Genomic DNA, 19,839 nt, shown 5'->3' with positions numbered 1-19,839 from the left:
ACGTCGGCATCCTTGGTGCGAGCGGCGCGAAATAATCCACGGAGCCGCGCGGAGATAGATGGATTGCTTCGCTGCACTCGCAATGACGCGAAGTCCTGACGCCACACACGATTGTCATCCCCGCCTTCACTCGTGGAGCTTCGGCGGACGAATTGCGGGCGACAACAACTGTGTATGGTTGCGCGTTCTCGCGACGTGAACTGCCCGACGTCTTAAATCCGTTTGGCGTCGCTCAATGCCGGAAATGCCTGACGCCGGTGAACACCATGGCGATGCCATGGTCGTCGGCGGCCTTGATCACTTCATCGTCGCGCAGGGAGCCGCCGGGCTGGATTACTGCAGTGGCGCCGGCTTCGATGCAGGCCAGCATGCCGTCGGCAAAGGGGAAGAACGCATCGGACGCAACGACGGAGCCCTTGGTCAGCGGTTCGGCGAGCTTGAGTTCAGCCGCGGCATCCTGCGCCTTGCGGGCGGCGATGCGCGCGGAATCGACCCGGCTCATCTGGCCGGCGCCGATACCGACGGTCGCAAGGTCCTTGGCGTAAATGATGGTGTTCGACTTGACGTGCTTGGCGACGCGGAAGGCGAATTTGAGATCGCGCAGTTCGGCGTCGGTCGGCGCACGCTTGGTCGCGACCTTGATGTCCATATCCTCGACCACGGCATTGTCGCGGCTTTGCACCAAGAGGCCGCCGGCAACCGTCTTGGCGGTAAGGGCGACCGTGCGCGGATCGGGTAGGCCGCCTGCGAGCAGCAGCCGCAAATTCTTCCTTGCGCCGATGATCGCGATGGCCTCCTCAGTGGCGTCGGGCGCGATGATCACTTCGGTGAAGATGCCGATGATGGCGCGCGCAGCTTCTGCATCGAGCGTGCGATTGACCGCGATGATGCCGCCATAGGCCGAGGTCGAGTCGCAGGCCAGCGCGCGACGATAGGCGGTGACGAGATCAGGTCCCTCCGCAACGCCACAGGGGTTGGCATGCTTGACGATGACGCAGGCGGCGGTGCGCTTCGGATCGAACTCGCCGACACATTCATAGGCCGCATCGGTGTCGTTGATGTTGTTGTAGGAGAGCTCCTTGCCCTGCAACTGCCGCGCGGTGGAAACGCCGGGCCGCTTGTCGGGCGTGGCGTAGAACGCTGCGGTCTGATGCGGGTTCTCGCCATAGCGCAGGGACTGGATCAGCCGGCCGCCAAAGGCGCGGAAATCCGGCACATTGTCCTTGAGCTGCACGGCGAACCAGTTCGAGATCGCCGCGTCATAGGCGGCGGTGCGGGCATAGGCTTTTGCAGCGAGACGGCGGCGCAGCGCCAGCGTCGTTGCGCACTTGTTAGCGGCAAGTTCGTCGAGCACGGCCTGATAATCCTGCGCCTCGACAACGACCGCGACATCGTCATGGTTCTTCGCGGCGGCGCGGATCATCGCGGGTCCGCCGATATCGATATTCTCGATGCAGTCCTCATAGCTCGCGCCTTTGTCGACGGTCGCTTCGAACGGATAGAGGTTGACGACCAGCAGATCGATCGGTGCGATGCCGTGCGCCGTCATCGCCTCGGCATGCTCCTTGTTGTCGCGGATCGCGAGCAGGCCGCCATGCACCTTCGGATGCAGCGTCTTGACCCGGCCGTCCATCATCTCGGGGAAGCCGGTCAGCTCGGAGACATCCCTGACCTTCAGCCCGGCTGCGGCGATCGCCTTCGCGGTGCCGCCGGTCGAGATCAGCTCGACGCCATGCCCGGCAAGTGCCTTGGCAAATTCAATCAGGCCGGTCTTGTCGGAGACGGACAATAAAGCGCGGGTTACGCGACGGGTCGTGTCAGTCATGGGCAACGTCCTTTGTCAGGGGATGCTTATGCCCAGGCGCGCGGCTTTGTTCCTCGCGCTTCCCGATGGTGCTCCATCCAAAGTCGCCAGTCGCGCGAGCGCGGGCTGGTTAGCAGCTTTTGGCGCGGTTCACAATGGGGGCTTAGAGCGGCAATTCAGGCTCGCGTCGCGCAGTACGGCGGGCGACCGTCGCGCCCGCCGATGTGCTCGAGCGGATAAAGCTCCAGCGGATCGACGAGGCGTGCCGGGAGTCCTGCCGGATCACGATCTGGGCGGTGCGGCGCGGGCCGTCATTGCCGGCCAGAAACACACTGTCCTCGAGGTCGACCTTGTCGTCGAGCGCCTCGAAGGTCCAGACGTCGCGGTTGGGCAATACCAGCATGACGCCGCGCGCATCGCTGAGGCGACTCGCCTTCACCGCAGGATGCAGATGAAACCGCAGCGCAAAATCGTTATCGCTGCCCTTGATGCGGCCGCCCGGCGCCGGCGTTACGGTGTCCTCCCCGTCGAGCCTGCCGCCGTCTTGCGAGATCATCAGCACCCGGCGATGCAGGACGCCGAAGCGTGCGAGATAGCCGTCATGCGACGTCGTCAGCAGATCGCCGTCGGCCGCCGCCTCGCGGTAGCTTTCGACATTGCCCGGTCCGCTGATGATCGGTGAACCCTGCAAGAGGCGCTTCATCGCCGACAGTTCGACGAACTGGCACGAGGACGTGTCGTGATAGGTCAGCGTCGAATGCGCCATGGTGCTGCGCGCAAAAGTGCGCCAGTTGTCGCGGCCGGTCGAAGGCATGCCGCAATTGACGACGATCCGGCTCGGCCCCGACGACAGTTCGAACGAGAGGCAGCCGGCGTGCGCTTCCTGGCTGACATTCGGCGGCGGCGGTGGGCCGGTATCCATGATGACCGTCGTGGTGCCGGCATCGAGGCGCTGGAAGCCGGTATGCGGCATGTTGGCCATCGGCACGCCATGGGTATCGTCATAGGCGAGCAGCGTCGCGACCAGATCCGAAGGTGCGTTGCTCATGCCGTTGAACAGCGCAAAGCTGCCGTCGCCGTGACGGAAGAAGCGCAGCATCGGCATCATGCGGTCGATCGCGTTCAACAGCGCCGGCGGCGGCGCGATGTTGCGAGCGGCAAAGGTCTGACGCAGCGGCAGCAAATCGCTGAGCAGCTCGACCAGCGCGCCGGGATTGCGCGAGATGTGCCCGCCGTCGGGCAGGATCTGGCGCTGCAACTCGTCTGACAGCCGCCGCGTGGCGGCGCGGATGTGCCGCGCCTGATTGGCAAGGCATAGCGAGGCGTAACACAGCGCGATCAGCACCTGCAGCCGCGACACGCCGTCAGCGATATCGAGCATCGCGTAGCGCAGATAGCGAATCTCGCGGGTCAGCCCGCGCAGATATTTGCGATAGAATTTGCCGTCGGTATCGCCGAGCACCAGCGGCGCCTGCGACAACAGCGAGATCACGCGCCGCGCCAGCACGTCGGGCCGGCGCTCGAGCGGCCGCTTGCGCGCCGGATTGGAGATCCAGTCGTCGACCAGCGAGCGCGCATTGGCGCGGGTCAGCGCGGTGTCGGCGGCGCGCAGGTGCCGCAGCCAGCCGAAGCCGAGCAGCGCCACTTCCCAGTCTTCCGACGGCGGTTCGAGATCGAAGATCGAGCGGCCGTGGCAGGTCACGATCTTTCCGGCGAACACGAAGCGGCCGGCATAGATTTCGGCGGCGCGGGTGGCGTCGGCGGTGCGCAGGTCGTGCGGGGCGATGATCAACCGGTCGGCGCGGCCGGGCCACAGCCGCGATACCGCCACGGTGGCGCCGGTCGCGCGCGCGATCACGGTCCGCGCCGAGCGGCTCATGATAAGCGTCGAGATGCGTCTGCGTTGAGCGACCGACACGCTGTGCCTTGGCGTAGGAAGGGAGGGGTAGTCTGACGAATCCTTTTAATCCGGAAACGCCGCCGTGACACCATCTTGAAAGGGCGCGAATCACCCGAAGGTTGCCCAAATTCCGGTTTAAAATCAGGATTTAATCAGCCGCGCAGCGTAAAATCCATCCAGCCCGCCGAGCCGGGGGTCAGAATGGGGCAAATGGCAGGGCAGGGTCCGCAAATCGCCGTTCGCAGTCAGGATTTCGCTGAGGCCCGCGACCTCGCTTACCTGGATCGGAGCCCGTCGCATGCCGGATTCGGTGGCCAGCAGGGCTGCGACTGCCTGCTCACCTTCCTCCGGCTCCAGCGAACAGGTGCAATAGACCAGCATTCCGCCAGGCTTGAGCAGGGCGACCGCATTTTGCAGCAATCGTTTTTGCAGCGCCGACAGCGCCGCAATGTCAGCTTCCTGACGCAGCCAGGCGACATCAGGGTGACGGCGGATGGTGCCGGTGGAGGTGCAGGGCGCATCCATCAGCACGCCGTCATAACCCCCATCGCCGCCGGGCCACTCGGCGGCGTCGGCCACCACGTCATCTGCCTGCAGCGAAAGCCTGGCTAAATTGTCGCGCAGCCGCGCCATGCGCGCCGGCGAGCGATCAACCGCGGTCACGCGCGCCCCGGCGTGCGCCAGTTGTGCGGTCTTGCCGCCGGGGGCGGCGCAGAGATCGACAATGGTCTTGCCTGCGACGTCGCCGAACAATCGCGCCGGCAGCGCGGCGGCGGCGTCCTGCACCCACCATTGGCCCTCGGTGAAGCCGGGCAGCATGGTCACCGAGCCCTGCAGCAGCGTGCGCACCGTCCCGGTCGGCAGCGTCTCGCCGTGAAGGCGGCTCGCCCATTGCGGCGCGTCCGACTTCACGGTGATGTCGAGCGACGGCTCATGGCCGATGGCGCGCGCCATCTCGCGCGCGGTGGTCTCGCCATAGGCGCCGATCCAGCGCGCTAGCAGCCAGGGCGGAATGTCCAGCGTCTGCGATTTGACTTCCTCGATCAGCGGCTGTCCCTCGCGAGCACAACGGCGCAGCACGGCGTTGACGAGGCCGGCATATTTCGCCGCGCGCCGGTCCGATTGCACCAGACGCACCGAAAGATCAACGGCGGCATGATCCGGCACGTCCATCCAGAGAATCTGTGCGGCGCCGATCAGCAGCGCGCTCTGCGCGCGCGGCGCATCCGTCGGGATGCCACGATCGAGCAGGCGCGATAGTAAATGGCCGAGCGTGCCGAGCCGCCGCAGGATGGTCGCCACCAGCCGCCGCATCAACGCGCGGTCGCGGTCGGCGAGCGTCTTCAGTCCGGGATGGGCGCCCGCGCCGTCGAGCTGATCGTCAAGGGTGCGATGCTTGTGCAGCACGCCGTCGAGAATATCGGCCGCGATACGCCGCGCGGCGAGGCCAGGCACTTCTGAAGGTACTGCGAATCTCGAAGGGGGCATGAAGCAGCAATGTCTCGGAAGGCGGAAAGGTTTCGGCTCATGCCATTGAAATGAGAAGCCCGTTTGGCATGCGAATATGCCAAATGTAAGAATCGCCACAGACAATTTCACGAATGTGATGTCATCTGCGGGCCTATTCCCGTGTTATGGGAGAGTTGCGATGACCGACTATTCTTCATCTCCCGCGCTCGTCGCGGAACGCAAGAAGCTGACGCCGGCGGCCGAGCGCGCGCTCGCCGAAGCCGAGGCGCGCCGCAAGGCCGCGGCGGCCAACGTCACCACGCTGCAGAGGGAATTTCAGGGTCCAAAGGGACCGGAACCGACCCGCTACGGCGATTGGGAGCGCAACGGGATCGCTTCGGATTTTTGAGGCCCAAGGATTTTTTGAGGTCAAAGGAACGGCAACGGGCTCTTGCCGGATGACCCGACTCAGCCCTTAGTCGGGCACATGCCTTCCTATGAGCGAATAAACACATATCGGCGCCGGAGTTCAGGGCGCCGGTGGTTTTCTGCGGCGCTGCCGTGGATGTTCGTGGTTTGCGTGGCGGCGGGAACGATGCTGCCGGTGCGGGACTGGGTACGCCGGTCGTTGCCGGGTTTCGCCGACAGCCAGGCGGCGCGCGATGCCGAGATGGTGTGGAAGCGTGCCGGAAGCCCGGACACCCGTCACGCCGTCGACGTGATCCGCACGATCGACGGCGACACGTTCGAGGCGCGGGTTCACATGGAGCCCGGCCTCGATCTCAACACAAGGGTTCGGCTTCGCGGCATCGACGCGCCTGAATTGAAAGCGGCGTGCGCACAGGAATTGCAGATGGCGGAGGCGGCGACGGGCGCGTTGCGCGCCTTGCTAGGCGAAGGCGACGTGCGAATCTTCAACATAGGGCCGGACAAGTATGCCGGCCGCGTCGTTGCTGACGTCGCAACGCGGCGCACTGGAAATGTGTCAACGGCGATGATTACCGCAGGTTATGCCCGCAGTTATGGCGGCGGGCATCATAACGGTTGGTGCGCGAACGCAGGTCAAGCACTGCCGAAATGAAAAGAGCCGCACGATCGCGCGGCTCTTTTGTTCAATCTGATTCGAAGATCAGTGCGTGACTGTCACGGTCGTTCCCACCGAGACGCGTTGATAGAGGTCAGAAATATCGTCGTTGAGCATGCGGATACAACCGTAGGATACAAAGCCGCCAACCGAGTTCGGCACGTTGGTGCCGTGAATGGCGTATTCGCCGCCGGCCAGTGTCATCGCAGCGACGCCCATCGGGTTGCGGGGCGAGCCGCCGGGAATGACGTCGGGCATGTCGGGCTTGTCGCGCTTGACCTCGCTCGGCGGCGACCAGGCCGGATTGAGATACTTGCCGTCGATCTTGGTGGTGCCCGACCATTGCTTGCCGGCCTTGCCGACGCCGACCGGATAGCGCATGGCGCGGCCCGCTTCGAGAACGAGATAGAGACGTCGCTCATGGGTCTTCACCACGATGGTGCCCGGCGCGTAATCGCCGCTGATGCCCACCAGTTCCGGCCGCGCCTCTGCCGCCGACGGCATCATAATGCCCACGCCCAAGGTGGCGGCTAACGCCACCGCAATCCTCATCGACATTCCCAGCTCCCGCTCTGCCCAGCCCGTTCAGGGCCCTCAAATGTCCTTTCAAGCCGTGGCGGTCGAAGCCTTGGCGGCCCGCCGTCTCGCCGGCGCTATTGTTAGTCGCACGAATTCACGGGCCGGTTTCGCCACCGGCTCTCGAAACTGGTTTCGCTGAGCGGAACAAAGAAAATGTTTGAAATAAAGTAAATGACCGGAAAACAACACATGGCCGCGAAATCGCCACAGAGGCGGGCCGGCCACTGACAACTGCGTGACCGATGGGATTTCGCGTCAGATTCTGCGGGTTTGGTACCGGATCGGCCGCAGGCTCGTCATGCCCGGGACAAGCCCGGCCATGACGATGCGGAAAACGGGGCGCTCGCGAGCGTAGTGCGCGCAATATGGCGCCCTTTTGCCCCGAGGGCAAAGCGAGAATAGCCCCTCTGGCCGCGGCCGCTACGCTGGCGCGCTCTTCTTGTTCTGCCGGTTCTTCACGAGATCATCGACCACGGCGGGATCGGCAAGCGTCGAGGTATCACCAAGGCTGGAGGGCTCGTCCTCGGCGATCTTGCGCAGGATGCGGCGCATGATCTTGCCGGAGCGGGTTTTGGGCAGGCCCGGCGCGAACTGGATCTGGTCCGGGGAAGCGATCGGGCCGATGTCCTTGCGCACCCAGGCGACCAGCTCTTTTCGCAACTCTTCCGTCGGCTCGGTGCCGGCCATCAGCGTCACATAGGCGTAGATGCCCTGGCCCTTGATGTCGTGGGGATAGCCGACCACGGCGGCTTCCGACACCTTGGCATGCGCGACCAGCGAACTCTCGACCTCTGCGGTGCCCATGCGATGGCCCGAGACGTTGATGACGTCGTCGACGCGGCCGGTGATCCAGTAATAGCCGTCGGCATCGCGGCGGCAGCCATCGCCGGTGAAATACTTGCCCTTGTAGGTCGAGAAATAGGTCTGCTCGAAACGCGGATGGTCGCCATAAACGGTGCGCATCTGGCCAGGCCAGGACTTGGCGAGGCAGAGATTGCCGGTGCATTCGCCCTGCAACACGTTGCCGTCGGCGTCGACGATCTCGGGTACGACGCCAAAGAACGGCCGCGTCGCCGAGCCGGGCTTGAGCTTGGTTGCGCCCGGCAGCGGCGTGATCAGGATGCCGCCGGTCTCGGTCTGCCACCAGGTATCGACGATCGGGCAGCGTCCGTCGCCGACCACGCGATGATACCATTCCCAGGCTTCCGGATTAATCGGCTCTCCGACGGAGCCGAGCAGGCGCAAACTCTTGCGCGAGGTTTTCTTGACCGGCTCGTCGCCCGCCTGCATCAGCGCGCGGATCGCGGTCGGCGCCGTGTAGAAGATATTGACACTGTGCTTGTCAATGACGTTCCAGAAGCGCGAATTATCCGGATAGTTGGGCACGCCCTCGAACATCAGCGTGGTGGCGCCGTTCGCCAGCGGCCCATAGATAATATAGCTGTGGCCGGTGACCCAGCCGACGTCGGCGGTGCACCAGTAGACGTCGCCGTCGTGATAGTCGAAGACATATTGATGCGTCATCGACGCGAACACGAGATAGCCACCGGTGGTGTGCAGCACGCCCTTGGGCTGGCCAGTGGAGCCCGACGTATAGAGGATGAACAGCGGATCTTCCGCATGCATGTGCTCGACCGGGCATTCCGTGGTCACCATCGCGGCCGCTTCGTGGTACCAGAAATCGCGCGACGGATTCATGTCGACGGCAGCACCCGTGCGCTTGACGACGACGACCCAATCGACGCCGCCGGTTTTTGCGATCGCGGCATCGACATTGGCCTTCAGCGGCACCTTCTTGCCGCCGCGCAGGCCCTCGTCGGCGGTGATGATGACCTTGGACTGGCAGTCGGTGATGCGCTGGGCGAGGCTGTCGGGCGAGAAGCCGGCGAACACCACGGAATGAATCGCGCCGATCCGCGCGCAGGCCAGGATCGCATAGGCCGCTTCCGGGATCATCGGCAGATAGATGGTGACGCGGTCGCCTTTCTTGACGTTCCTCGTGCGCAGGATGTTGGCCATCTTGCAGACTTCGTCATGCAGTTGGCGGTAGGTGATGTGCTTGGACTGCGAGGGGTCGTCACCCTCCCAGATGATCGCGGTCTGGTGGCCGCGCTTGTCGAGATGGCGGTCGATGCAGTTCCACGCCGCGTTCAGGACGCCGTCCTCGAACCATTTGATCGAGATGTTGCCGGGTGCAAAGGAGACGTTTTCGATTCGATGGGGCGGCTTGATCCAGTCGATGCGCTTGGCCTGTTCGGCCCAGAAGCCGTTGGGGTCCGAGACCGAGCGAGCGTACATTTCACGGTACTTGGCGTCGTTGACGTAGGCGCGTTTTGCCCAATCGGCGGATACGTCATAAATCTTCTCGGACATATTTATCCTCCCACTCACGCGGCTGGATGCTGAGCAGCCGCAAGTAGTTCCTGATTGTTGCAGCGATTATGCGTCGCGGGATGATGCCCGGACAAGGCGGAACGTCTGCGACCTTGGTCGGTCAGCCGTTTCCCGGCCTTGTCGCGGATCAAAGTCATGTCATTTTCGCAGGTCGCCTCAGGGCGAAATCAACGTTATCGGCGGAATGGCTCCCATGAAAGGTACCCAGTAACCGACAATGACGGAATCGGGACTCGCAAAGTGGTTCATTACCCCCTAAATGGCCACCCCGGGCAGCGGCCCTCCGGAACGAACCCACAATAAGCGGCATTACCGGCGAAACAGGCGGAGCAAGGCGACAACGGTTATGATGGATCAGCAGAATTTCGAGGCTACGCGGCCCGTTTCCGCCGATCCCGCTGTTGCATTGGCACAAGCGCTCGGGCAACTGCCGAAGGAACCGGTCAGGGCGCCGTTCAGGTCTCCCGCGACAAAGCCGCACATCTCCGCTAGGACCTCCATCGCAGAGCTGGCCCAGGAACTTGGCCTCAAGCTCGGCGACCAGAACGGACTAACTATCCGCCGCGTCAAGCGCGGCAAAGGCTATTCATTCCACCGCGCCAACGGCACGCAGATCCGTCACGCCGGCACCATCCGCCGCCTGCACTCGATGGCGGTGCCGCCGGCCTATCGCGAGGTCCGTTATTCGGCCGACCCGAACTCCCATCTCCAGGCGGTCGGCATCGATGCGGCAGGAAGGCTGCAATACCGCTACCACGCCGATTGGGAAAAGGTTCGCGAGCACCGCAAGGCGCATCGCCTGGCCAAGCTGGTGGCGGCGCTGCCGAAGATCCGGCGCAAGGTCTCGGCGTTTCTGTCCGGTGACGAGCCGACGCGCGAGTTCGCGCTCTCGGCCGTGATCGAATTGATCGCGCGCACCGCGATCCGCCCGGGCAACGAATCCTATGCCCGGCTCAACGGCACCCGCGGCGCCACCACGCTGTTGAAATCGAACGTCATGTTGGAAGACGATTGCCTCGTCCTGACCTTCAAGGCCAAGGGCGGCAAGGCCGTGCGCAAGGAATGCGACGCCGCCAAGCTGGTGCGCGCCATTGGCATTCTGCGCACCGTGCCGGGCAAGCGCATGTTCCAGTACCGCGACAGGTCCGGCGTCGTGCGCGCAGCCTCGACCACGGCCGTGAACGCGTTCCTGCGCGAGATCGCCGGCATCAAGATTTCGCTGAAGGATTTCCGCACGCTGATGGCTTCCGCCGTGGTGCTGGAATCGCTGTCGCGGATTTCGCCGGCGGCGAGCGCCCGCGGCCGCAAGAAGCAGGTGCTGGACGCGGTGCGCGCCGCAGCCGACGAACTGTCGAACACGCCCGCGATCTGCCGCAAGAGCTACGTCCACGACACCATCGTCACAGCGTTCGAGGACGGCATCCTCGAGCGCTTCGCCGCGACGATGAAGGGCTACCGCACGCAAGCCAAGCGCGAGGCGCTATTGGCGCAGGTGGTGACGGCGGCGGCGGCGTAAGCCCCGGCACTCAACTCCTCGTCGTCCCGGCCAAGCGAAGCGCGAGCCGGGACCCATAACCACCGATGTTGAATTACGAGCGAGCTGGAGTCGCAGCGTGCCTCTACAATGCGCGCCTGTGGTTATGGGTCCCGGCGTCTGCCGGGACGACGACGTCAAAGCCCGCCCATCTTGCAGACCAGCTTCCACTCTTCCGCCGTCACGGGTTGCACTGATAGCCGCGAATATTTCACCAGCGCCATGTCGGCGAGCTTCTTGTCGGCCTTGATCGCGGCCATTGTCACCGGCGTCTTCAACGGCTTGTCGGCCTTGATGTCGACGCAGACGAATTTGCCGGTCTTGTCGGTCGGATCGGGATAGGCTTCCTTGATCACCTCGGCGATGCCGACGATCTCCTTGCCCTCGTTGGAGTGATAGAAGAACGCCTTGTCGCCCTTCTTCATGTTCACGAGATTTTGCCGCGCGGTGAAATTGCGCACACCGGTCCAGGCTTCGCCCTTGGCTCCCTTTGCGACTTGCTGGTCCCAGGACCAGGTTGAAGGTTCGGATTTCACCAGCCAGTACGCCATCGTCATTCCTCCGCCTTGAACGGCCGCGTGAGCAGACCTTCGATCGCGGCGTCGATCGTGATTTTTCCGCTCAGGATCGCTGCGACCGCATTTGATACCGGCATATCGACATTTTGCGAAGCGGCCAGTTCGATCAGGACCGGCGCGGTGAATTCGCCTTCGGCGAGCTTGTCGCGGTTCGGCGGTTCGCCGCGTCCCAGTGCGATGCCGAATGCGAGATTGCGCGATTGCGGGCTGGAGCAGCTCAGGATCAGATCGCCGAGTCCCGAGAGGCCGGCCAGGGTTTCGCTGCGCGCGCCGCAGGCGCGGCCGAGGCGGGCAAGCTCGCTGAAGCCGCGCGTGGTGAGTGCGGCCAGCGCGGAGGCACCAAGCTCGCGGCCGATGACGATGCCGGCGGCGATCGCCAGCACGTTCTTGGCCGCGCCGCCGATCTCGACGCCGCGAACGTCCGTGGTGTGATAGGGCCGGAAGGTAGCCGAGCCCAGCACCTGGACCAGATCGCTCGCCAGCCTTTCATCCCGTGCCGCGAGCGTCACGGCGGTCGGCAGGCCGCGCGCGACGTCGTCGGCGAAATTTGGTCCGGACAGGATGGCGGGGAATACGTGCGGCATGGCCTCGGCAATCACCTCGGTCATGAAGCGGTGCGTGCCACGCTCGATGCCCTTGGCGCAGGCGACAACGGGCGTAGACGGCTTCAGAAGCGGCGCAAGTGCATTCGCTGCGTTGCGCGCATTTTGCGCGGGCGTTGCCAGCAGAAGGATGTCCGCGCGCGCGGCCTCGGCCAGGTCGGCGGTGATGTCGATGCGTGTGTCGAGGCTGACGCCGGGCAGCTTTGGATTTTGCCGTGTCGCCTTCATCTGTGCGGCGGTCCCGGCGCTCCGCGCATAGAGCATAACGTCGCGCCCGGCGCGTCTGGCGGCGCAGGCGAGCGCGGTGCCATAGGCGCCCGCGCCGATCACCGCGACGGTGTTAAAGAGCGTCATGTCAGAATCCTGCGCGCGTGTTGGCGAAGCCGGCCGGCGCGGTCGCGTTGGCATCCAACCGCCAGCGCGCCCGCGGCGGCGCATCCAACGCATCGGTCAGGCCGAGCGCCATCCGCTCCGCGCCGGCCCAGGCGATCATCGCGCCGTTATCGGTGCAGAGCGCGGGCGGCGGAATGATCAGCGTGGTCTGCGCCTTGGCGGCAACGTCCTGCAACGCGCCGCGGATGGCGTGATTGGCGGCGACGCCGCCGGCGGCGACCAGCGCGCGCGGCGGGCCGAACCGTTCGTGAAACAGCCGCAAGCCGACGCTCAAGCGGTCCGCGGTCGATTCCAGCACCGCGGCCTGAAAACTGGCGCAGAGATCGCTGACATCCTCGGGTTCCAGCGGCATCAGGCGGCTGGCTTCGTTGCGCACCGCCGTCTTCAATCCTGACAGCGAGAAATTCGCATCGGGACGTCCGAGCATCGGCCGCGGAAAGGCGAAACGTCTGGCGTCGCCGCTCACCGCCGCACGCTCGACCTCCGGGCCACCCGGATAGGGCAGCGACAGCATTTTTGCGACCTTGTCGAAGGCTTCGCCCATCGCGTCGTCAACAGTGGTGCCGAGCCGCACATATTGACCGACGCCAACCACGGCGACGATCTGGGTATGACCGCCGGAGGCGAGGAACAGGCAATAGGGAAAAGCGAGCGCGCAGGTGAGCCGCGGCGTCAGCGCGTGGGCTTCGAGATGATTGACCGCAATCAGCGGCGTATCGTGCACCATCGCGATCGCTTTCGCAGTGGTGAGGCCGACGATCACGCCGCCGATCAGGCCGGGGCCGGCGGCGGCCGCCACCGCGGACAATTGCGCGAAGGCGACGTTGGCGTCCTTCATCGCTTGCCCGACGATGCCGTCGAGCAGGTCGACATGCGCGCGTGCCGCGATCTCCGGCACCACGCCGCCGAAACGGGCGTGTTCCGATGTCTGAGAGCGGACGATATTCGACAGGATCTTGCCGCTGCCGTCGCGCTGGCGCTCGACCACAGCGGCTGCGGTTTCATCGCAGGTGGTCTCGATACCCAGCACCAGCATCGGCTTGTCGTTGTCCAATTTCAGCCCTTGCGCTATCGCCAAAAACAACGCTTCCGTAACCGGGTAGCACTACGAGGTCGCAAGGTGCAATCGCCGGGTGTGGCGAAAGCGTTTCGGCGGAGATCTGAAATATGGCCGTTCTCGTGACGCGACCAAGCCCGGACGACGAGGCCACGGCCGAGGCCCTCCGCGCGCGGGGATTCGAGGTCCTGCGCGCGCCGATGCTGCGGTTCGAGGCTGTGCCGTTCCAGGACGATGTAGACGCAACCTACGGCGCCGTCATGGTCACCAGCGCCAACGCGCTGCGTGCGGTCGCGCCCCACCTTGCCGGCAGCCGGCTCCTTAAGCTGCCCTTGCTTGCGGTCGGTGAAAATACCGCGGCCGCAGCCCGCGATGCCGGGTTTGGCGACGTGATCGTGTCCAAGGGTGATGCCGGCGCGTTGCGCGATCTAGTGCTGGCCAGCGCGAAATCAAAGCAACTGAAGAAGACCGCTCCGCTACTGTACCTTGCAGGCGCCGATCTCGCGCGCGATCTTGCCGGCGAAATCGGCGAGAAGGGCTTTGCCGTGGTGACGCAGACCACTTACCGCATGGTGCCTGTGCCCAGCCTGCCACGCGAAATATGTGACGCTTTCGTGGCGCATGAGATCGAGGCTGTGCTGCATTACTCGCGGCGCAGTGCGCGTGCATTTCTGGAGGCGGCGCGGTCCGGTGGCGTCGAAGTCTCGGCGCTGGCGCTGCCACAATGCTGCATTTCGGCCGGCGTCGCCACGGTATTGCGGGACGCCGGCGCGAGTCAGGTCACGGCGGCGGCATCTCCGGAGGAAGAGGCTCTGTTCGAGGCGCTGGAACGGGCGTTGCAACCCCGGCCCGGACTCTAATCTTTAAGTCTGACCATGGTCTGATCGGAAAACCGGTGCCGCCATCGCCGGATCATGCTCTAAGACGTCCAGATTCTGCTAAGTTCCGGCATGTAACAATCAAAGGGAACCGCTGTGATGGTCGAGAACAGGCCCGAAAACACTGGATCGCTGCCCGAAACGGGCCGGCCGACGCGCGAGCCACCGACCATCGACCTCGAAGCGGTATCGAGTGAGACGAAGCGCACGGCCGAGGCGTCATCTGAGCCACTCGTGCAGCCCGCGTCTGAGGTCGCCAACGCTGCGGCTGAGGAAGCGGCCGCCGAGACGCCACGTGTTGAGGAAACGCCAGCCGCGGAGCCGCCGTCGCGGCCGGTCTCACCCTGGATCGTCGCGCCGGTTTCCGGCGCGGTTGCGGCGGCGCTGGTGATTGGCGTCGGCTGGATGCTGGGCTGGCCCGCGATTGAGCCCGCCTCGGTGTCGCAAACGGCGCAGCTCAATGCCGCTGCCATCGATGGCTTGATCGCGCGCGTGGCCAGCCTCGAAGCAAAGGCGGGCAAAGTCGTCGCCGATCCTGCTGCGGCCGCGCGCACTGAGGTGCTGGAAAAATCGGTTGCCACGCTGCGCGGCGAGGTCGCGACTGCCCGCGCGCAAAGCGAGAAGCTGGCATCCGCCATCAACGAGGCGAGGTCGGCGCCGCGCGCGGACGGCGCAGTGTCGCCGGATCTGACCGCCTTTGCCGAGCGCATCGCCAAGGTCGAGAACCAGATGCGGGCGCAGAGTGCCGAGATCGCGCAACAAAGCAGCCAGATCGCCGACACCAGAAGCGCCGATGCCAAGGCGGCTGCCGATATGCCCTGGCGCCGGGTGCTGGCGGCGGCGCTGCTCGATGTGCTGGTCCGGATCGGCGATCCCTATCCGACGGCGCTCGCGACCGCGAAATCGTTGGCGCCGAATCCCGATGCCCTGAAGCCACTCGAACAATTTGCGGACAAGGGCGTGCCGAACGCCATCAAGCTGAGCACCGAATTGCTGACCTTGGTGCCGAAGCTGATGCCGGCCCAGCAGAGCCCTTCCACCGCCGGAACCGGCATCGTGGATCGCCTGCAGGCGGGCGCGGCAAAGCTGGTGAAGATCGAACGCACCGACACCGCCGGCAACGACCGCGGCGCCGTGGTGGCGCGGATCACGGCGGCTGCGCTGCGCAACGATTTCAACGAGGCGCGGCGAGAATTGAAGACGTTGCCGCCGGAAGACCGCGCCGCAGCGCAAGACTGGCTCGACAGGGCCGATGCGCGCGACGCGGCGCTCGCCGCATCCCGTCAATTTGCCGCCGAGGCCATGGCTGTGCTCGCCAAACCGGCGGAATGAGAATTTCGTAAATCAAGGATTTCAATGATCCGGATCATTCTGTTTCTGTTGTTGATTGCGCTCGGCGCCGCGGGCGCGGCCTGGATTGCCGAACAGACCGGCGATGTCGTGCTGTCATGGGGCGGCTATCGCGTGCAGACCGCGCTGCCGGTCTTTGTGCTGGCGCTCGGCATCGTCATCGTCGCGGCGATGATGCTGTGGGCGATCCTGCGCGGCCTGTGGCGAACGCCGGAACGCATCAGGCGCAACCGCCGCGAACGGCGCCAGGCCCGCGGCCGTCACGCCATCACGCAGGGGCTGCTCGCGATCGGCCATGGCGATTCCACCGCCGCCCGGATGCATGCCGAAGCCGCGCGAAAGCATGCGGCGCACGATCCGCTGGCGCTATTGCTGCACGCGCAATCGGCGCAGCTCGACGGTGATCGCGAAGCGGCGCAGCGCGCCTTCCGCGCCATGGCCGAGCGCGAGGATACGCGGCTACTCGGCCTGCGCGGCCTGTTCATCGAGGCGCAGCGCGCCGACGATCCAGTCGCCGCCGTCATGGTCGCCGAGGAAGCACTGCGGCTGTCGCCGTCATCGTCATGGGCCTCGCATGCCGTGCTCGGCTTCTGCTGTGCCAAGGGCGACTGGGCCGGCGCGCTGAAAATCCTCGACAACAATCAATCGGCCGGGTTGATCGACAAGGCGACCTATCGCCGGCAGCGCGGCGTGCTGCTCACCGCGCGCGCGCTTGAACTGGAAAAGGTCGATCGCGACCTGTCGCGCGAGAGCGTGATGGAGGCGGTCAAGCTGGCGCCGACGCTGGTGCCGGCCGCGGTCCTTGCCAGCAAGTTCGAGAGCGAGGCGCACCAGGTGCGGCGAGCGATGCGCCTCGTCGAGACGGCGTGGCTGGCGCAGCCGCATCCTGACCTGGCGGATGCCTACGCCCATGTGAAGCTAGGGGATTCCGCGCGGCAGCGGCTGGTGCGGGTCGAGACGCTCGCGGCGAAGACGCCCGGCCATATCGAGGGCGCGCTGGCGATTGCGCGTGCTGCGATCGACGCTTCCGAATTTGCCAAGGCACGCGACGCGCTGGCACCGTTCATCGCCCAGCCGACGCAGCGCGTCGCGCTTCTGATGGCGGAGCTCGAGCGCACCGAGCATGGCGATTCGGGCCGGGCGCGGGCGTGGACCTTGCGTGCGGTGCGCGCGCTGCACGATCCGGCCTGGACCGCGGATGGCTATGTCTCAGACCGATGGCGGCCGGTCTCGCCGGTCAGCGGGCGGCTCGACGCCTTCCAGTGGCAGACGCCGGTTGCAGCATTGCCGTCCGACAAGGCGCCAGCGATCGAATCCTCGCCGTTCGAGGAGGCCATGCTGGCGACGCCGCGCCGCGCTGTTGTAATCGCGCCACCCGAGCCCGTGGACGAGCAGGCCACCGAGCCCGCCGCCGCGGCCAATCCCGAACCGCCCGCCGCGCAGGACAATACGCCGCCGCCTGCTGCCACCTCCGCGCCGGCCGCCGCCGAACCGGCGTCGCCTGAGCCGTCCCGTTCCGACCCAGCCCCGGCAGTGGCGCCCGCCCCGCCGAAGCCGGCCGAGGCGGCGCCAAGCCAGCCGGCCCCCTTGTTCCGCTCGCGGCGCGACATTCCGAAGGCCGTTCCAGCCCCTATTCCGGCCGTCATCCCGCTGGTCCGGGCGCCGGATGACCCCGGCATCGACGAGGACGGCCCGCCGGACGAATTTGCGGAACAAATCGGCCCGCCCAAGGCGCAGGCCGGCGGCTGGCGGGGATTTTTGTCACGCTGGGGCAGCAGCTAGGGTTCAGGCAAGCGTTTTTCTTGCCAATCGGAGCCGTCCCCGATATCAGGTGCGGGCGTTCGCGGGCTTAACCCCGAACGCCGCTTCGGTCCGCCGCAATAGCTCAGTTGGTAGAGCACGTCATTCGTAATGACGGGGTCACAGGTTCGAGTCCTGTTTGCGGCACCGCGCTTATCCAGCTTCGCATTTCCTCGATCGGCGCCTTCAGCTTGCGCGACCAAGAGAAGCACGCTCGCATGCCTGCAATCTCTTGTTAACTCGCCCCTTCTAGCGTGCCTGAACCCCTCTACCGCAGGATTTTGCATGTCGCTCGATGTCGGGCTGAGTCTTCCCGGGAGCAAGGCCGCCCGCCGGGGCATCTGGACCGTGACTCCCCTGCATGCCGTCGTCGCCGTCTTCCTGGTGGCGATCATGCTGCGAGGGGTTCTGCCCTTCAATGTCGATGTTAGCTGGTGGCTGACCATCTGTGAGCGCATGCTCGACGGCCAGCGTTTGTATGTCGACATCCTCGAGACCAATCCGCCGATGGCGGGATCGGTCTATATGCTCGGCGTCGTCGTTGCACGCGCGATTCAGGTGCGGCCCGAGGTCGTGACCAATGGGCTGATCTTTCTATTGATCGCGGCATCGCTCGCGCTGACATGGCGGGCCTTGCGTCTCTCCTCGTTGCACGAGCGTGCCGGTGGCGCGGCTGCCATATGGGCGGTCGTGCTGCTGACCGTTTTGCCGATGTATGATTTCGGCCAGCGGGAACATCTCGCGCTGGTGGCCATGCTGCCGGCGCTTGCGGTTTACATCCTGCGCGCCAATCGCGAGCGGGTTGCGCCGTGGGCGATCCTGATCGCCGGCCTGTGCGCCGCGACAACCATGAGCTTCAAGCCGTATTTCGTCTTTGCGGCCGGCTTTTGCATTCTGTCCGCCGCCGCGCAAGCGCGAGACTGGCGGGTGCTGTTCGCGCCGGAGAACTGGATCGCCGCAGCCTTGGTCGTGATCCACGCGCTCTGCATCGTCGCGTTCTATCCAGAGTATTTTACGCTCATCTATCCGCTGGCGCGCGACGTCTATCTGCTGGCGAACTTGCCGCTCCTCGTCATTCTGCCGACCTCAGCAACAATGCTATGGCTGCTGGCGATCATGGTTACGCTGGCATTGCAAAGCCGGCGGCAGAAAGCGGACGCCGCGACGCTGGTGATGATGGCCGGATCGCTCGGCTTTGCGGTCTCGTTTTTCATGCAGGCCAAGGGATGGGGGTATCACGCCTATCCGATGGTCGCCCTCGGATTGCTGGCGGCAGGTTGGGCGCTCGCGGCCGGCGGCGATGGGCAAGCGGGATCGCGCCCGCTTCGCGCTGGCGCGATGTTGCTCGTCGCGCTTATTTTCGCAAACGGATGCTTCCGGTTCGCCACGAGCATCGATACGCGGCTCGTCCGGGAGGAGATTACCCTGATAGGCCCGCGGCCGAAGATCCTGATGCTGAGTGCGGCGAACGACATCGGTCATCCGACGGTTCGCGAGCTTGGGGGGACATGGGTCTCGCGTCAGCAGGCGCTTTGGGTTCGGGAAGTCGTTCGTCGGGCGCTCCGGGACGGGACCATCGATCAGGCGACGGCGGACCGCCTCGCGACCTACGTGGCGCGCGAGCGCGCCGGCCTGATCGACGATTTCAGGAAGCAACCGCCCGACGTTCTTGTGATCGACAACCAGAACAGCGACTGGGGGAGTTGGGCCGCTGCCGATCCAGAGCTCTCCGTGCTGCTGAAGCCTTACGTTCTCGTCAAGAATATCAACGGAATAGAGATTCTGCGGCGCGCCGATCAGGCCCGGTCCTAGCTGGCGTTCGCCCGCAGAGCCGCGATCCGGCGCGGTGATCGCATGTGCGTGACCTGGCTCACGTAAGAAACCGCCTGCTCGGCCTAGTCTTCCCCTCAAGCACAAGGGGAGATTTCACATGCGCAAATTCATTCTGATCGCAGGATTTGTTCTGGCTTCCGCCACCGCGCAAGGTGCCGACAGAAGCCTTTCACTGGGCGGAAGCGAGACCCAGCGCGCGCCAGCCGCGAAGACCATGGATGTTCCGAAAACGGCAGAAGCGCCGCAGGCCGTGGAAGCGCCGCGATATGTGGAGCGACCGGCGATCGAGCCCAAGGTCGAAAGCAAGGCGGAAACACCTAAGGCTGAGACACCGAAGGCCGAGACATCCAGGGCGGCGGCGAGGGCTGAGCAGCCCGCCGTTGAACGCTCGAGAGCCGCGCCGGCGAGGCCCGCTTTCCGGAGAACGGCATCGATATCCAGGAGCATGAAGCCGCGCCGCAGGCATCACTGGATCGAAGCGCGCATCATTCATGCGCTGCATCGGCACGGGATTTACTGGTAAGGCGGAAGTATCCATTCCAACAGCGCCGTCATGGCCGGGCGCGCAAGCCCGGCCGTGACGCGTGTGGATCAGGCGACGCCT

General features: G+C 65.1%; 16 protein-coding genes, 1 tRNA gene and 1 riboswitch. Of the genes, 9 read left to right on the top strand and 8 right to left on the bottom strand.

What is annotated here, in order from left to right; genetic code table 11:
• Positions 1 to 232: 232 nt before the first annotated feature.
• The 3 genes from purH to HCN50_RS25560 all read right to left on the bottom strand — a co-directional run bounded on the left by purH (position 233) and on the right by HCN50_RS25560 (position 5,192).
• Complete coding sequence (gene purH / locus HCN50_RS25570; RefSeq protein ID WP_171712668.1) at positions 233 to 1,825, bottom strand: bifunctional phosphoribosylaminoimidazolecarboxamide formyltransferase/IMP cyclohydrolase; 1,593 nt, start codon at positions 1,823 to 1,825, stop codon at positions 233 to 235.
• 23 nt (positions 1,826 to 1,848) lie between these two features.
• A riboswitch (ZMP/ZTP riboswitch) is annotated at positions 1,849 to 1,929 on the bottom strand.
• 38 nt (positions 1,930 to 1,967) lie between these two features.
• Positions 1,968 to 3,683: a heparinase II/III family protein gene (locus HCN50_RS25565; protein ID WP_171712667.1), complete on the bottom strand. Its 1,716-nt coding sequence runs from the start codon at positions 3,681 to 3,683 to the stop codon at positions 1,968 to 1,970.
• Positions 3,684 to 3,845: 162 nt separating this feature from the next.
• Positions 3,846 to 5,192, bottom strand: a complete 1,347-nt coding sequence (locus tag HCN50_RS25560; protein ID WP_171712666.1) for an RsmB/NOP family class I SAM-dependent RNA methyltransferase — start codon at positions 5,190 to 5,192, stop codon at positions 3,846 to 3,848.
• 160 nt (positions 5,193 to 5,352) lie between these two features.
• Here HCN50_RS25560 and HCN50_RS25555 point away from each other — a divergent pair, with 160 nt between their 5' ends.
• Complete coding sequence (locus HCN50_RS25555) at positions 5,353 to 5,562, top strand: DUF1674 domain-containing protein (protein ID WP_171712665.1); 210 nt, start codon at positions 5,353 to 5,355, stop codon at positions 5,560 to 5,562.
• A 78-nt stretch (positions 5,563 to 5,640) separates the two neighbouring features.
• Positions 5,641 to 6,234 carry a thermonuclease family protein gene (locus HCN50_RS25550; RefSeq protein WP_376700325.1) on the top strand — a complete coding sequence of 198 codons (594 nt, stop codon included), beginning with the start codon at positions 5,641 to 5,643 and terminating at the stop codon, positions 6,232 to 6,234.
• A gap of 48 nt (positions 6,235 to 6,282) precedes the next feature.
• Here HCN50_RS25550 and HCN50_RS25545 read toward each other — a convergent pair whose 3' ends face one another.
• Both HCN50_RS25545 and acs read right to left on the bottom strand, forming a co-directional pair.
• A complete protein-coding gene (locus HCN50_RS25545; protein WP_171712664.1) occupies positions 6,283 to 6,795 on the bottom strand; it encodes a L,D-transpeptidase in 513 nt (170 codons plus the stop codon).
• Positions 6,796 to 7,236: 441 nt separating this feature from the next.
• The gene (acs, locus tag HCN50_RS25540) at positions 7,237 to 9,189 is read right to left on the bottom strand and encodes an acetate--CoA ligase (protein ID WP_171712663.1); all 1,953 of its coding nucleotides are present in this window, start codon (positions 9,187 to 9,189) and stop codon (positions 7,237 to 7,239) included.
• Positions 9,190 to 9,556: 367 nt separating this feature from the next.
• Between acs and HCN50_RS25535 the strand changes: the two genes are divergently transcribed.
• Complete coding sequence (locus HCN50_RS25535) at positions 9,557 to 10,726, top strand: DNA topoisomerase IB (RefSeq protein WP_171712662.1); 1,170 nt, start codon at positions 9,557 to 9,559, stop codon at positions 10,724 to 10,726.
• A 155-nt stretch (positions 10,727 to 10,881) separates the two neighbouring features.
• Here the strand turns inward: HCN50_RS25535 and HCN50_RS25530 are convergent, their stop codons facing one another.
• Genes HCN50_RS25530 through tsaD form a run of 3 tightly spaced genes read right to left on the bottom strand, consistent with a single transcriptional unit; the run spans position 10,882 to position 13,353 of the window.
• Positions 10,882 to 11,295, bottom strand: coding sequence for an EVE domain-containing protein (locus HCN50_RS25530; protein WP_171712661.1), 414 nt, complete (start codon positions 11,293 to 11,295; stop codon positions 10,882 to 10,884).
• Between the two features lie 2 nt (positions 11,296 to 11,297).
• Positions 11,298 to 12,278 (bottom strand): NAD(P)H-dependent glycerol-3-phosphate dehydrogenase, encoded by a 981-nt coding sequence (locus HCN50_RS25525; protein WP_171712660.1) that lies wholly within the window; start codon positions 12,276 to 12,278, stop codon positions 11,298 to 11,300.
• 1 nt (position 12,279) lies between these two features.
• Entirely contained in the window at positions 12,280 to 13,353 is a 1,074-nt protein-coding gene (gene tsaD, locus HCN50_RS25520) for a tRNA (adenosine(37)-N6)-threonylcarbamoyltransferase complex transferase subunit TsaD (protein ID WP_171712880.1), read from the bottom strand.
• A 131-nt stretch (positions 13,354 to 13,484) separates the two neighbouring features.
• Here tsaD and HCN50_RS25515 point away from each other — a divergent pair, with 131 nt between their 5' ends.
• From HCN50_RS25515 to HCN50_RS25490, 6 genes are all read left to right on the top strand, one after another.
• A complete protein-coding gene (locus HCN50_RS25515; RefSeq protein WP_171712659.1) occupies positions 13,485 to 14,234 on the top strand; it encodes a uroporphyrinogen-III synthase in 750 nt (249 codons plus the stop codon).
• A 117-nt stretch (positions 14,235 to 14,351) separates the two neighbouring features.
• The gene (locus tag HCN50_RS25510; protein ID WP_171712658.1) at positions 14,352 to 15,584 is read left to right on the top strand and encodes a COG4223 family protein; all 1,233 of its coding nucleotides are present in this window, start codon (positions 14,352 to 14,354) and stop codon (positions 15,582 to 15,584) included.
• Positions 15,585 to 15,608: 24 nt separating this feature from the next.
• Positions 15,609 to 17,384: a heme biosynthesis protein HemY gene (locus tag HCN50_RS25505; RefSeq protein ID WP_171712657.1), complete on the top strand. Its 1,776-nt coding sequence runs from the start codon at positions 15,609 to 15,611 to the stop codon at positions 17,382 to 17,384.
• Positions 17,385 to 17,476: 92 nt separating this feature from the next.
• Positions 17,477 to 17,549, top strand: a tRNA-Thr gene (locus HCN50_RS25500).
• A 138-nt stretch (positions 17,550 to 17,687) separates the two neighbouring features.
• Positions 17,688 to 19,214, top strand: a complete 1,527-nt coding sequence (locus HCN50_RS25495; RefSeq protein ID WP_171712656.1) for an ArnT family glycosyltransferase — start codon at positions 17,688 to 17,690, stop codon at positions 19,212 to 19,214.
• Between the two features lie 118 nt (positions 19,215 to 19,332).
• Positions 19,333 to 19,758 carry a hypothetical protein gene (locus HCN50_RS25490; protein ID WP_171712655.1) on the top strand — a complete coding sequence of 142 codons (426 nt, stop codon included), beginning with the start codon at positions 19,333 to 19,335 and terminating at the stop codon, positions 19,756 to 19,758.
• Positions 19,759 to 19,839: the final 81 nt, after the last annotated feature.

It is taken from the genome of Bradyrhizobium archetypum (assembly GCF_013114835.1).
In the GTDB taxonomy this organism is placed as follows: domain Bacteria; phylum Pseudomonadota; class Alphaproteobacteria; order Rhizobiales; family Xanthobacteraceae; genus Bradyrhizobium; species Bradyrhizobium archetypum.
Note: the sequence above shows the minus strand (reverse complement) of the source record. Positions and strands in the feature narration are given on the sequence as shown.

Coding starts and splice junctions, on each gene's coding strand:
- purH (WP_171712668.1), bottom strand. CDS start 1,825: ATGACTGACACGACCCGTCGCGTAACCCGCGCTTTATTGTCCGTCTCC.
- HCN50_RS25565 (WP_171712667.1), bottom strand. CDS start 3,683: ATGAGCCGCTCGGCGCGGACCGTGATCGCGCGCGCGACCGGCGCCACC.
- HCN50_RS25560 (WP_171712666.1), bottom strand. CDS start 5,192: ATGCCCCCTTCGAGATTCGCAGTACCTTCAGAAGTGCCTGGCCTCGCC.
- HCN50_RS25555 (WP_171712665.1), top strand. CDS start 5,353: ATGACCGACTATTCTTCATCTCCCGCGCTCGTCGCGGAACGCAAGAAG.
- HCN50_RS25550 (WP_376700325.1), top strand. CDS start 5,641: ATGCCTTCCTATGAGCGAATAAACACATATCGGCGCCGGAGTTCAGGG.
- HCN50_RS25545 (WP_171712664.1), bottom strand. CDS start 6,795: ATGTCGATGAGGATTGCGGTGGCGTTAGCCGCCACCTTGGGCGTGGGC.
- acs (WP_171712663.1), bottom strand. CDS start 9,189: ATGTCCGAGAAGATTTATGACGTATCCGCCGATTGGGCAAAACGCGCC.
- HCN50_RS25535 (WP_171712662.1), top strand. CDS start 9,557: ATGATGGATCAGCAGAATTTCGAGGCTACGCGGCCCGTTTCCGCCGAT.
- HCN50_RS25530 (WP_171712661.1), bottom strand. CDS start 11,295: ATGGCGTACTGGCTGGTGAAATCCGAACCTTCAACCTGGTCCTGGGAC.
- HCN50_RS25525 (WP_171712660.1), bottom strand. CDS start 12,278: ATGACGCTCTTTAACACCGTCGCGGTGATCGGCGCGGGCGCCTATGGC.
- tsaD (WP_171712880.1), bottom strand. CDS start 13,353: ATGCTGGTGCTGGGTATCGAGACCACCTGCGATGAAACCGCAGCCGCT.
- HCN50_RS25515 (WP_171712659.1), top strand. CDS start 13,485: ATGGCCGTTCTCGTGACGCGACCAAGCCCGGACGACGAGGCCACGGCC.
- HCN50_RS25510 (WP_171712658.1), top strand. CDS start 14,352: ATGGTCGAGAACAGGCCCGAAAACACTGGATCGCTGCCCGAAACGGGC.
- HCN50_RS25505 (WP_171712657.1), top strand. CDS start 15,609: ATGATCCGGATCATTCTGTTTCTGTTGTTGATTGCGCTCGGCGCCGCG.
- HCN50_RS25495 (WP_171712656.1), top strand. CDS start 17,688: ATGTCGCTCGATGTCGGGCTGAGTCTTCCCGGGAGCAAGGCCGCCCGC.
- HCN50_RS25490 (WP_171712655.1), top strand. CDS start 19,333: ATGCGCAAATTCATTCTGATCGCAGGATTTGTTCTGGCTTCCGCCACC.